This window comes from Mesorhizobium sp. M0618 (assembly GCF_040320765.1).
In the GTDB taxonomy this organism is placed as follows: Bacteria; Pseudomonadota; Alphaproteobacteria; order Rhizobiales; family Rhizobiaceae; genus Mesorhizobium.
In genome coordinates this window covers 18,634-31,505 of sequence record NZ_JAMYQH010000004.1, presented here as the reverse complement: position 1 = coordinate 31,505, position 12,872 = coordinate 18,634, and the positions used below count along the sequence as shown (strand labels likewise).

At 62.9% G+C, this 12,872-nt stretch carries 12 protein-coding genes; 2 read left to right on the top strand and 10 right to left on the bottom strand.

Annotation, left to right across the window (positions count from 1 at the left end):
• Positions 1–88 precede the first annotated feature (88 nt).
• A complete protein-coding gene (locus tag NKJ04_RS05970; protein ID WP_023808902.1) occupies positions 89–1,096 on the top strand; it encodes a dihydroxyacetone kinase subunit DhaK in 1,008 nt (335 codons plus the stop codon).
• Between the two features lie 27 nt (positions 1,097–1,123).
• On the top strand, positions 1,124–1,765 hold the full coding sequence (gene dhaL, locus NKJ04_RS05965; RefSeq protein WP_352673915.1) for a dihydroxyacetone kinase subunit DhaL: 642 nt from the start codon (positions 1,124–1,126) through the stop codon (positions 1,763–1,765).
• A gap of 22 nt (positions 1,766–1,787) precedes the next feature.
• Here dhaL and derI read toward each other — a convergent pair whose 3' ends face one another.
• The 10 genes from derI to NKJ04_RS05915 all read right to left on the bottom strand — a co-directional run bounded on the left by derI (position 1,788) and on the right by NKJ04_RS05915 (position 12,576).
• Entirely contained in the window at positions 1,788–2,225 is a 438-nt protein-coding gene (derI, locus tag NKJ04_RS05960) for a D-erythrulose-4-phosphate isomerase (protein WP_013533067.1), read from the bottom strand.
• Between the two features lie 33 nt (positions 2,226–2,258).
• Entirely contained in the window at positions 2,259–3,026 is a 768-nt protein-coding gene (locus NKJ04_RS05955) for a triose-phosphate isomerase (protein ID WP_352673914.1), read from the bottom strand.
• A gap of 63 nt (positions 3,027–3,089) precedes the next feature.
• Positions 3,090–4,028: a sugar phosphate isomerase/epimerase family protein gene (locus tag NKJ04_RS05950; protein ID WP_352673913.1), complete on the bottom strand. Its 939-nt coding sequence runs from the start codon at positions 4,026–4,028 to the stop codon at positions 3,090–3,092.
• Positions 4,028–5,545: a glycerol-3-phosphate dehydrogenase gene (locus tag NKJ04_RS05945; RefSeq protein ID WP_352673912.1), complete on the bottom strand. Its 1,518-nt coding sequence runs from the start codon at positions 5,543–5,545 to the stop codon at positions 4,028–4,030. Before NKJ04_RS05945 ends, NKJ04_RS05950 begins: the two co-directional genes overlap by 1 nt.
• Positions 5,542–7,101 carry an FGGY-family carbohydrate kinase gene (locus NKJ04_RS05940; RefSeq protein ID WP_352673910.1) on the bottom strand — a complete coding sequence of 520 codons (1,560 nt, stop codon included), beginning with the start codon at positions 7,099–7,101 and terminating at the stop codon, positions 5,542–5,544. The genes NKJ04_RS05945 and NKJ04_RS05940 overlap by 4 nt, the downstream gene beginning before the upstream one ends.
• A 96-nt stretch (positions 7,102–7,197) precedes the next feature.
• Complete coding sequence (locus NKJ04_RS05935; protein ID WP_502897888.1) at positions 7,198–8,139, bottom strand: D-ribose ABC transporter substrate-binding protein; 942 nt, start codon at positions 8,137–8,139, stop codon at positions 7,198–7,200.
• Between the two features lie 38 nt (positions 8,140–8,177).
• The gene (locus NKJ04_RS05930) at positions 8,178–9,311 is read right to left on the bottom strand and encodes an ABC transporter permease (protein ID WP_352673907.1); all 1,134 of its coding nucleotides are present in this window, start codon (positions 9,309–9,311) and stop codon (positions 8,178–8,180) included.
• Positions 9,312–9,337: 26 nt separating this feature from the next.
• The gene (locus tag NKJ04_RS05925) at positions 9,338–10,879 is read right to left on the bottom strand and encodes a sugar ABC transporter ATP-binding protein (RefSeq protein ID WP_352673905.1); all 1,542 of its coding nucleotides are present in this window, start codon (positions 10,877–10,879) and stop codon (positions 9,338–9,340) included.
• Positions 10,876–11,532, bottom strand: a complete 657-nt coding sequence (locus tag NKJ04_RS05920) for a DUF2291 family protein (RefSeq protein ID WP_352673904.1) — start codon at positions 11,530–11,532, stop codon at positions 10,876–10,878. The genes NKJ04_RS05925 and NKJ04_RS05920 overlap by 4 nt, the downstream gene beginning before the upstream one ends.
• A gap of 33 nt (positions 11,533–11,565) precedes the next feature.
• A complete protein-coding gene (locus NKJ04_RS05915) occupies positions 11,566–12,576 on the bottom strand; it encodes a sugar-binding transcriptional regulator (protein WP_023808912.1) in 1,011 nt (336 codons plus the stop codon).
• Positions 12,577–12,872: the final 296 nt, after the last annotated feature.

Here is a 12,872-nt window from a genome sequence, read left to right as displayed (position 1 = left end):
TTCAACACGCGAAATGCGCCTTGCCGGGTGGAAATCCCGGTAACACCCGGTACTATCTGCGAAAATGCCGAAATCGGGAGGACGTCGGGTGCAGACCAAGAAGATCATCAACGATGGCAACCGCGCCGTTGACGAGATGCTGGAAGGCATCCTGGCAGCGCATCCCCGCCATCTCAAAAGCGTGGACGGCAGTCCACGCTCCATCATCGCCCGCGACGGACCGCGCCAGGGCAAGGTGGGCCTCGTGATTGGCGGCGGTTCGGGCCACGAGCCGAGCTTTCTCGGCTTTGTCGGCAAGGGATTGGCTGACGCTGCGGCCATCGGCAATGTCTTTGCCTCGCCGCCGCCGGACCCGATCCTCGAATGCGCCAAGGCAGTCAGCGGCGGCGCCGGCGTGCTCTTCATGTACGGCAATTATGCCGGCGACGTGATGAATTTCGACATGGCGGCCGAGATGGCCGCCATGGACGACATCGAGGTGCGCACGGTGCTGAGCACCGACGACGTCGCCTCGGCACCGCGCGACCAGCGGCACAAGAGGCGCGGCGTCGCCGGCAATTTCTTCATCTTCAAGGCGGCCGGCGCCGCCTGCGACCGGATGTTGTCCTTCGACGAATGCGAGCGCGTCGCCGGCAAGGCCAACGACCATACCTTCACCATGGGCGTGGCGCTGTCGCCCTGTTCGCTGCCGCAGACCCGCCGGCCGAATTTCGAGATCGGCCCGGACGAGATGGAGATCGGCATGGGCATCCACGGCGAGCCCGGCATCGCGCGCGAAAAGTTGAAAACAGCCGACGAGATCACCGACGAGATGCTGGACAGGATTCTCGACGAGATGGCGCCGGCGCGCGGCGACAAGGTCGCGGTGCTCGTCAATTCGCTGGGCTCGACGCCGCTGATGGAACTCTACATCATGAACCGGCGCGTGAAGCAGAGGCTCGATGAGATCGGTGTGTCCATACACGCAAGCTGGGTCGGCAATTACTGCACCTCGCTCGAAATGGCCGGGGCCTCGATCACTCTGCATCGGCTGGACGGCGAGTTGCAGACGATGCTGGACCACCCCTGCGACTGCGCCATGTTTCGCGCCGGCTAAACCCACTTCTGTGGCAAGGACTAAGACATGACGACAATCGACACCGCCCGCCTTGTCGCGATGTTCGCGGCGATCGCAACCGCCATGTCGGCCGACAGGGACCGACTATGCGCGCTTGACGGAGTTATCGGCGACGCCGACCACGGCATCGCGATGGAGCTTGGATTTTCCGCGGCACGCGATGCAGTCGCCGCACTGGACACCGAGGCCACTGATCCGACCACCTTGCTGAACACGGCGGCAAAGTCGTTCCTGAATGCGGTTGGCGCCTCCTCCGGTCCGCTCTATGCGACCGCGTTCATGCGCGCCGCGGCAGCCGTCAAGGGCAAGACGACGCTCGACGACGCGGACGTGGTCACTCTGTTCCAGGCGATGGCCAAAGGCATTCAGGATCGCGGCAAGGCCGAGCCAGGCGAAAAGACGATGATCGATGCATGGGCGCCGGCTGCGCAGGCGGCGGGCGAAGCGCTGACCTCCGGCAAGGATCTGGCGGGCAGTCTCGAAGCTGCTGCACAAGCGGCAAACGCCGGCGCGGAGGCGACCAAGTCGATGGTCGCCACCAAGGGCCGGGCATCGCGCCTCGGCGAACGCTCGCTTGGCCACATGGACCCGGGCGCCGCCTCCGCCGTGACCGTGATCGAGGCGATGCGGGTCGCCTTGACCATCTGATCAGTAACGGGCCTTCCGCGCCTCAGCGCTTGGCGTCGAGCTTGTCGATGGCCTGCACGTTTGTGGCGGAGGGGCCATTCGGATCGAACTCCGAGGCCAACCATGCGTCGGCGATCGATTTCGCCAGTTCGGGACCGATGACGCGGGCGCCCATGGTGATGATCTGGGCGTTATTGGACTTGGCGGCGCGCTCAGCGGAATAGGTGTCGTGGGTCAATGCGGCGCGAATGCCCGGGACCTTGTTGGCGGAGATGCTGACGCCGATGCCGGTGCCGCAAAACAGGATGGCCCGGTCGTAATTGCCGTCGAGAATTTCGTGGCCGACCGAGGCGGCGATATCGGCGTAGAATCCGGCCTGGCTGAGGTCGACGACCTGCAGTTCGGGTTTGGTGGCGAGATGCTTGGCGATGACGTCGAGCAGCGGCTTGCCGGCACTGTCGGCTCCGAGTGCGATCTTCATGATGATGAACTCCTTTGCTTGGTCTTTCAGCGGTCAGCGCGCGATGGCGGCCGACGCCTTTTTCAGAATGTCGATATAGCCTTCCGCTTGCCACGCCGAGCGGCCGATGAACAGGCCATCGATATGCGGCTGGCCGATGAGGTCGGCCGCGTTGCCTGGATTGACGCTGCCACCGTAAAGCACAGGTGGAGCAATCGGCAGCCGGTCGGCGGCAACCTTCTTGATCAGCTGTTGCTGTTTGTCGGCATAGTCGGCGCTTGCGGGAATGCCCTTCTCGCCGATTGCCCAGACGGGCTCGTAGGCAAAGAGGATTTCCGCCTTCACCTGATCGCCGCTCAGCTCTTGCAGCGCGCCGAGAACCTGTGCCGTCAACACCGCCTCGGCGCGGCCTGCTTCGCGCTCAGCCAGCGTCTCGCCGACGCAGATCAGCGGCACGAAACCGTGCCTGACAGCGGCCGCCGTCTTCAGTCCCACAGTCGCATCGGTCTCGCCGAAATGCTCGCGGCGCTCGCTATGGCCGAGTTCGATTACGTCCAGCCCGCAATCTTTCAACATCACCGGCGAGATCTCCCCCGTCCAGGCGCCGGCATCGGCCCAATGCATGTTCTGGGCACCGATCTTGACGCGGGTGTTGGCCAGCGCCGCCTTGACCTGGCGCGCTGCGGTGAACGGCGGAATGACGAAGGGCTGTATTGCCGGATCGAAATCGGGCACAAAGGCCGCCAGCGCATCGGCGAACTGCAACGCCTCCGACAGCGTCTTGTTCATCTTCCAGCTCGTGCCGACCCAATATGGGGCCATTCTTTTTCTCCTTCGGTACTTTCGCGGCCGACATCGTAGCCGGCTTTCGGGCGACGTGTTCGCTCAACCTTGAGGCTTGAGATCGTCGCGGCCACTGTCGATATAAGGCGCCCAGAAATCCACCGACTCGCGGATCATCTCGATAACCTGATGGTCGACTGGTTCTCTCTCCCTGAAGGAAAGTTCAAGGCAAATTTCATTGTCGGTTCCGCCACCCTGCCTAACCGCGTCCAGCAGCTTTTGCGGAAGTATGCGGCCATCCTTGTTGTAGGCGGCCGTGAACGGCCAGTGCCCGCCCTTATTCATCGACGACTGCTTGATGTGGATGATCGGCGATTGCAAGGGAAACGCTTTCGCCCAGGCGTAGGGATCGGTGTCGGCAGGGTTGGGCGAAGTGACGTCGCCATGGTCGATGTCGACCATCATCTTCATCGGTATGGGCAGCTTCGCCGCATCGATGGCGCCTTGCAGCGTGGCGCAGCTTTCGATCGTGTGGCCGAACTCGCGGCCGACCGACATCGGCTCCCAGAACAGGTATGTCAGACCCGCCGCCTTGGCGTGTTCGGCCACCTCGCGCCAGCATTCGAGGGCGATATCGAGAAGCACTGCCCGCCGTTGCGGATCGTCAAAGTCCTTGTGGGTGAAGATGGCGAACTGCGTGCCCATGCCCGACGCACCGAGTTCCGCGGAAATATCGGCGAAGGTCTTGAACCAGTCGACATAGTAGCGCCGGACATCCGCGTCCGGATGGCCGAAGTGATTGAGCCGGCCATAAGGTCCGGTCATGCCGGAGGTGATCCGCACGCCGGTCCGCGAAAGCGCCCTGTCGAACAGGCGCAGGAATTTGGCAATCGTTGCCGCCGGCCAGCCCGGATTGACGAATTCATGCGTCAGCTGCACGTCGCGGATACCGATGCCATAGGCAATCGCGTCGATCAAATCGTCCGGATCGGCGAAACGGTTGACCAGCGGATTGGTGTTGAGGGAAAGCGTGAAGGCCATCAGTCTGCCGTCGCCATGATGTTATCGAACCAGTCTTCGAATGCTTTCCGCTCGGCCGCATTGAGATGCAGGCCATGTTTGGTGCGGCGTTCCAGAATATCGGCTGATGTGCCGGCCCATTCGGTCTCGGCCAGGAACCTTGCCTCCCGCTCATACAGGTCGGGACCGAAGCGGCGGCCGAGATCCGCCTCGCGCTGTGCGCCGGCGAGCAATTGCCTGGCACGGGTGCCGTAGCTTCGAGCGTAGTGCTTCACCAGCGACGGGCTGAGCCATGAAAACTCGGAATGCAGATCGCTCAGGAACTGCTCGAAGTCCGCATTGGGCAGGTCGCCTCCCGGCAAGGGAATTTTGGCCGTCCAGGCTTTCTTCATCGTCGGAAAAAACGGCTGGATCTTTTCCAGCGCGTGTTCCGACAGCTTGCGGAATGTGGTGATCTTGCCGCCGAATACCGAAAGCAGCGGCGCGTTGCCGTTGGAGGCGTCGAGTTCGAAAATATAGTCGCGCGTCACCGCGCTTGGATTGTCGGCATTGTCGTCATAGAGCGGACGCACGCCCGAGAAACTGTAGACCACGTCTTGCGCCGTCAGCTGCTGCTTGAAATAGCGATTGACGACCTTGATCAGATAATCGACTTCGCTGGCCTCGGCGGCCACTTCCTCGGGCCTGCCTTCGTAGGGAATGTCGGTCGTGCCGATCAGCGCCAGATCGTTCTCATACGGATTGACGAAGATCACCCGCTTGTCGTTGTTCTGAATGAGATAGGCTTGCCGCCCCTCCCAGAATTTGGGCACGACGATATGGCTGCCTTTCACCAGACGAACATTGCGGGTGGAATTCTGGCCGGCGACGCGGCTGATAATGTCGTTGACCCAGGGGCCTGCCGCGTTGATCAGCGCCCGCGCGCGGACCTTCGTCACCGCACCCGTGCGACCATCCTGCATGTCGATCGACCACAGTCCGTTTTCGTGGCGGGCCGCGACACAGGCGGTGCGCGTGAGCACTCTGGCACCGCGCTGCCTGGCATCCAGGGCGTTGAGCAGCACCAGGCGCGCATCGTCGACCCAGCAGTCGGAATATTCGAAACCGCGCTTGAATTCGTCCTTGATTGGCGCGCCTTCCGGCGCGGTCTTGAGGTTCAGTGTTCTTGTCCCCGGCAGGCGTTTACGGCCGCCAAGGTGGTCGTAGAGAAACAGCCCGAGCCGGACCAGCCATGCCGGCCTGTCTTGCGGGCTGTGCGGAAGAACGAAGCGCATCGGCCAGATGATGTGCGGCGCTGCCTCGAGCAGCACCTCGCGTTCGATCAGTGCTTCGCGAACCAGCCGGAATTCATAATATTCGAGGTAGCGCAGGCCGCCATGCACCAGCTTGCCGGAGCGCGAGCTCGTGCCTTGCGCGAGATCGTCCTTTTCGCACAGGATGACGGACAGCCCGCGACCTGCCGCATCACGCGCTATGCCGGCTCCATTGACGCCGCCGCCGATCACGAAGAGATCGACGACATCTGTTGTATTGCTCAAGATCTTGCTCCTGTGCGGTGCGCCATGCCCTTCCACACCGGCCGAAGCGCCTGACGCGCTGCAACGAAGGAAGGGAAGAGGGCATCGTAGGTATGCGAAAGCGCCTCGTCATAGGCATCGCAGTCGCCGAGAAGCGGCGTCACCCATTCGGCGGCGCAGTCTTCCATCGAGCCATAGACGCCGAGGCCGACGGCCGCCATCATCGCGGCGCCTGCCGCGCCGGCTTCCTGGCGACTGCTGGTGCGCACCTGCGCCCGGGTCGCCGCCGCGATGATGCGGCGTAGGGAGGGGCTGCGCGCGGCGCCGCCCGACAGGCGGATCTCGCTCGGCACGGCGCCCATCGCCTGGTAGCAATCGCGTGCGGCGAAGGCCAGTCCCTCGAGGACGCCGCGTGCCAGATCGCCAAAGCCGTGCTTGACCGAAAGGCCGATGAAGCCAGCGCGTGCGTCAGGGTCGACGAACGGCCCTCTTTCACCGGCCAGTGATATGTAGGGCTGGTAGATCAGCGATCCCGGCTCCGATGCTTCCACCCAAGTGTCGAGGGCCTTCAGCAACTCGTCATGAGAAGACTTGCCGCCAGCCGTCGCGAGCACGTCGCGCGCAAGGCCAAGCACCCAGTCTATGTTGAGCGTCGCCGCCATGTTGGATTGCAATTGTGCAAAGGCGCCTGGAATAGGCATGGCGATCGTGTAGCCGGAGCCATCGTCGTTCAGCACGACATCGTCGGGAGTGGCGGCAAAGCGTGTGTGTATGCCGGTCGAGCCGATGACCGTGCAGCCGACATTGCCCGAGGGATCATAGAGGCCGGCTCCGAGCGCCGTCATGACCATATCGACGTAACCCAGCACCACCGGCGTGCCTTCGAGCAGGCCAGTCTCTGCCGCCGCCGATCGCGACAGCGGATGATGGTCGGTGGTGCCTTCGAGCATGGGAGGCAACAGGCGGCGATGCGTCGTCAGATCCAGGATGTCGAGGGCTTCGTCGGAATAGCTGCGCGACCGAAAATCGCCGAAGGTGAAGGTTCCCTCGGAGGGATCCGTGGCGCGTTCGCCCGTCATCTTGAAGTAGAGCCAATCCTTGCAATGCAGTGCGGTCGCCGCCCGCTCCAGCATGTCGGGATGGTTCTTTTTCATGAAGGCAAGCTGGGCGCCTTGCTGGCAGGAATTCAGCCCCGTGCCGGTCAGCTCGAACCGCCTGCGATCCCGGGGATCGGCGCGCATCTCGTCCACCAGATGTCCAGCTCGGGCATCAAGCCACAGCCAGGCGCGCGAGACAGGCAAGCCGTCGCCATCGATCAGCCAGGTTCCGTCGCCCTGCCCGGTGATGGCCACCGCCGCGGTTCGTTGCGCGAGGTCGGGAACCCTGGCCGCGAGATCGCGAACGGTCCGCGCCATGTCGCGCCAGGTCTGGTCGAGGTCCTGCTCGGCGCCGCCGCCTTCCAGCGTGACGAAGCTATTGGGCACCGACGTCATGGCGAGCTGCCGCCCGGACAGGTCGAAAGCGATCGATTTGATCACCGACGTTCCCGCGTCGATGCCGATCAGCAGGTCTTTCATGCCGCAAATTCCGGTTGGTTGCGAAGGCGGTTCACGAGGGCAGTCATTTCGTAGAAGAGGCAGGGAGTGTCCGCAAGGACACCCCCTGTACAGGTATTACTCAGACAACACGAAGGGTGCGGTGTACTTGTCGACATTGTCCTTGGTGATGAGAAGGCAATCGAACAGCTGCTTCTCGGTCGCCGCACCGGTGGCACCCGTCTTGATAAACGAATCCGCCTGCTGCACGGCCTTGGCCGAGAAGATGGCGACCGGCTGAAGCACGGTGTACTGCAGTTCGCCGGACTTGATCGCCGCAACCGCATCCGGGGAGCCGTCGAAGCCACCGACCTTGATGCCGGCGAGCTTGCCGGCTTCCTTCAGCGCCGCAACCGCGCCAAGCGCCATCTCGTCATTGCCGCTGATCACGGCGATGATGTCGGGATTGGCCTGCAGCATGCTCTGCATCTTGTCGTGGCCCTGGGTACGATCCCAGTTGGCGACCTGCGAAGCAGCCTTTTCGAGATCCGGGTACTGGCTCAGCACAGTCGCGTACCCGTTCGAGCGCGTGGCGGCGTTGTTGTCAGACGGGGCGCCGAGCAGTTCGACATATTTGCCCTTTTCGCCGACGGCCTGCACCCACTGCTGGGCACCGAGAGCAGCACCCTGCGCGTTATTGGAAACGAGCTGACCCTTGGCGAGGCCTTCCTGATTGATCTCGGCATTGACGAGGAACACCGGGATGTTGGCTGCCATCGCCTTCTTCACCGCACCGACAGAGCCGTCGGCGTTGGCCGGATCGAGGATGATCGCCACCGACTTGTTGGTGATGGCGGTGTCGATCAAATTGCTTTCGGTATTGGTATCGCCCTTGTGGGCACCGACATTGGCCGTATAGCCAAGCTTTTCAGCCTCGGCCTTGGCGACGTTGCCCTCGGTCAGCCAGTAGGGGTTGGCCGGATCGTTGACGATGATCGAGATCAGGCCCGCGGCTGACGCGGCGGCCGTGAACCCGACGACCATCGCGGCGGCGAGCAGACTTTTCAGCATGGTTTTCATGTACATTCCTCCAATGATTACGCGGTGTTGCTGCCAGTTCAGCTGGCAGTCTTCCCTTGGGCAGGATTGGCCGGTTCGGCCTTCCCCCGTTTCTGAGAAGTCGGTTGGCCACCTGTCGAAGCTGGGAGCTTGCTGCGGCGGCGATACTGAACGGCATTGAGCAGCACGGCGAGCACGATGACGGCGCCCGTGAACACTGTCTGCCAGTAGGATGAGATGCCGATGATCACCAGACCGTCGGACAGAAAGCCGATGACGAAGGCCCCGAGCAGGGTTCCGCGGATGTTGCCGCGGCCGCCGGTCAGTGCCGCGCCGCCGATGACGACGGCCGCGATGGCCGTCAGTTCGTAGGTGGTGCCGGCGGTCGGTCCAGCCGACGTCAACTGCGAGGACAGGATCAGGCCGGCAATAGCGGCACAGATACCCGACAGCACATAGACGGAAATCTGCACGGTCTTGACCGGAACGCCGGAGAGTTCGGCCGCGCGCTCGTTGCCGCCCGAGGCGTAGAGCCAGCGCCCGAAAGCGGTGCGGTTCAAGACGATGCTGCCGATGAGCGTGATGACCACGAGAACCACGACGCCCGTCGGCACGCCGAACAAGCGGTTGAAGCCAAGCGCATCGAAGCCGGTGTTGCCGAGCTCCGGCTTGCCGCCGAGATTGTTGTAGGTCAGGCCGCTGGTCATCAGCAGCGCCAGGCCGCGCGCCATGTACATGACGCCGAGCGTCGCGACGAAGGCCGGAACCTTGAAGCGAGCGATCAGCACGCCATTGATCAGCCCGACGACGGCGCCGAGCATGCAGGCCAGCACCGCGACCACCCAGACCGGCGGATAGAGAACGACACCAAGCCAGGTCAGCGTCACCCCTTGCATCAGGAAACCGGCAACGACGCCGGCCAAACCCAGCGTCGACCCAACAGACAGATCGATGCCGCCATTGAGGATGACGAGCAGCATGCCGATCGCGAGGATTCCGAAGATGGCGACATGCGAAGCCATGGTCAGGAAGTTCGCCACCGAGAGGTAGTAGGGCGACAGGATCGAGAAGACGACGATGATGACGATCAGGGCAAAGAAGGCGCGGCCCTCGAGCAGCAACTTGGCGAGATCGAAGCCTTCGCCGCCCGCGCTTGGACTGGACTGTTTTCTGGCCTGGCTGACGTCGGTCATGGGTCTGGGCTCCGAAATTCTGGTGATCAGGCGACCACGGCTTCGCCGGAGGCGGCCATGATCTGCTCTTTGGTGGCGTTGGCGCCGAATTCAGCTGAAATCCTGCCACGCCGCATGACGACGATGCGGTGGGCAATGCTGAGGCATTCGTTGACCTCAGAGGTCGAGAAGACGACGGCAAGCCCTTGAGCGGCGCGTTCGCTCAACAAGCGGAAGACCTCGGCCTTGGCGCCGACATCGATGCCGCGGCTCGGCTCGTCGAGGAGGATGACCTTGGGGTTGGTCGTCAGCATCTTGCCGATGACGACCTTCTGCTGATTACCGCCAGACAGCGATCCGATCATGGCGTTGCCACCAGCGGTCTTGACGGTCACCTTGCGGATCGAGTCTTCGACCAGCTCTCGCTCTCTGGAACGGGACAGAAACAGCCCCTTGGCGAACGCTTCGATGCTGGCGAGCGAGAGATTGCGGCCGACGGTCATCGTTTGCACCAGCCCGTCGCGCTGGCGGTCCTCGGGGACCAGCACAAGCCCTCTGGAGATGCGCTGGGCAATGCTCAACCCCGACACATCCTCGCCTTCCAGCAGCGCGCGGCCGCCCGCCATCGGCACCCGTCCGGCGACGGCTTCCAGCAATTCCGTGCGCCCGGCGCCCATCAGCCCGTAGATGCAGACGATCTCGCCGGCCCTGACATCCAGCGACAAGTGGTCGACGACGGAATAGCCTGAGCCCGAAGTGTCGACGACGCTGACATCCTCGATCGAAAGGGCGACCTCGCCGAACGCATGGCCGGTCGGCGGCGAGCCGAGATCGAAATTCTCGCCGACCATGTTGCGCACGATCCACTCGAGATCGATATCCCTGGCTTCGGCCGTTGCCGTTATCGCGCCGTCGCGCAAGACAACGGCGTAGTCGGTGATCTGCAGCGCCTCTTCGAGGTGATGCGATATGTAGACGATGGAGACGCCGCGGCTGGTCAGGTCGCGGATCACCTTGAACAGCACCTCCACCTCTGTTGCGCTGAGCGCCGAGGTCGGTTCGTCCATGATGAGGATGCGGGAGTCGACCGACAGTGCCCGTGCGATCTCGACGATCTGCTGCTGGCCCAGGCGCAGATCCTCGACCAGCGTCATCGGGTCAATATCCTCTTCGAGGTCGGCCATCAGGGCGCGCGCCTGGCGCGACTCCTCGGCGAAGTCGAGACCGGTCCTGGTGCGCAGTTCGCGCCCCATGAAGATGTTGTCGCGAACGCTGAGGTTCGGCGCCAGGCTGAGTTCCTGGTGGATGATCGAGATGCCGCGATCGCGTGCGTCGGAGGACGAGGAAAAGCTGACGAGGTTGCCGTCGAGCACGATGTCGCCGGATGTCGGCGTGACCACACCGGACAGGATCTTCATCAGCGTCGACTTGCCGGCGCCGTTCTCGCCGAACAGCGTGGTGACCTTGCCGCGATGGATGTCGAAATTGACGCCCTTGAGTGCATGGACGCCGCCATACGACATGACGATGTTGCGCGCCGAAAGCACGGCGTCACCAGTCGCGGGTCCGGTGTCGGCAGTCAGATTCATTTGACGTCCAGCCTCACGGGAGTGACGAGCCAGCTCTTCGGATTGACCAGCTTGAACGCGCCGACCACCGATATCGTCTTGCCGGTCAAGGCGCTCGTATCGAGCTTTGCCAAGACTTCCTTCTTCATCTCGTTGTTCAGCGCCGAGCCGGCGTCCTGATACTCGATCTGGTTGGTGAACTGGCCGAATGTGATCTTGCCGGTGGCGTCGCGCAGCTCCGTTCCGTTGATCGCCGGCCCGGTCTGCACGCGGATCATCAGCGTATCCGGGACGCCCTCGACGGCGACCTTGTAGATGCCCGATTTTCCTTCGCCGACGACGCCGCTGAACTTGACGGAAATGACAGGCCCGACACCCGCAGGCACGCCGTATTCCTTCTCTGCCGTCGCCCTGTCCTTGGCGATCGCCGTCGCCACCGTCACCGCGTCTGCGGCACGCGCTTCGACATCGGCCTGCACCTTGGGAAACTCCGACTTGCCGTAGTCGGTCGCGGAAAAGACGGCGCTGCGAACGTCGCCGGCGGATCCGATCCTGACCACCTTGGTGTCGAGCGCCATCGCGCCGAGCAGGATGACAACCGCGGCGCCGGCAATTGCCCGGCGCAAGCCGGGCGAAGCCGGCCTGGTCGGTGCGGTGGCAGCCTTCGCGCTCATGACGCAACCGCCGGCAAAGCTGATCTGCGCTTGTCACGCATTTGACGATCCTCCGTTCACATGGCGCTTGGCACCATTGGGTTTGTTCTGTTCGACAAGGGCACGGGCGGTGGACTCGTCAGTGATCAGGCCGCTCAGATAGCGGCTTTCGAGCACCGCCTTGATGGCGCGTATTTTCACCTTGCCGCCGGCGACTGCGACGATCCGACGGCCCTTCAACTGGTCCCGCGGAAGCGCCAGGATTCTGTCCGACAGCGCCGTTTCCACCGGGCGTCCCTTGTCGTCGAAGAAGTGGGCGAGCAGCTCGCCGACGCCGCCATCGCGTTTGACCTCATCGATTTCGGAATGTTCGATCATGCCGGTAGCGACTAGCGAAGCTTCCCGCTCGGCAGTCCCTATGCCGACGAACATCAGGTCGGACCGGCTTGCGAGGTCGAAAACATCGCTGATGCCGCGCTGGCCAAGCAGCACTTCACGGTCCTCGGCGGTGTTGGCGACGAAAGGCACCGGCATCACATAGGCCTGCGCGCCGGTCCGCTCGGCCAGCCGATGCATGACATCGTGCGGGTTGGCCGCGAATTTGCGCGTCACGCCGCCAAGCAGCGAGACGAAACGGATATGGGCAGCGGCGGTGCGCGTCAGATACTCGACGCTTGCGGCAAGGGTACGGCCATGGCCGACGCCGATCAGCATGTCCTCGCCGCGATCGATCTCCCGCTTCAGAAACTGAGCGCCGGCGATGCCAAGGGCCTTCAGCGGCAGCTCGTCCTGATCGAGATCAGGAACGACCTCGCAGTAATCCAGCCCGTAAGCATCGATCAGCTGCTGCTCGAGGTCGATGCATTCGCCGACATCGCCGTCGATGATTACCCTGACAAGGCCATCCTGGGTGGCCCGGGTGATGAGCCGATGCGCCTTGAGGCTGGTCAGGCCGAGCCGCTTGGCCACCTGGGCCTGCGTCAGACCCCCGGCATAGTGAAGCCAGGCCGCGCGGGTGGCGAGGCTGGACTCATGATCGCGGTTAGCGGCTCCGCCGGATTTCAAGACATCTCCTCCCTGAGATGATATTATTATCTTTGTGTGCAAAAATTTTCACATCCCTGCTTCGCTGTCAATCCCTCGCCGGATTTTGCGCATGCACATACGGGGAATTCACAGGTCTCGCCCTTCCCGAAACGCCGGTCTGCCGACATTTCGGCGGGCAACATCGATCTATTAGGAGGTGAGCATGTTACTTGATCATACGGCTATGTTAATTTAACGTCAATCTGTGTTATTTCGTGCCTGCGCCAGTAGAATTGCACAGCCATCGGCTATCCAATTTTTTTCTAACTAACTGT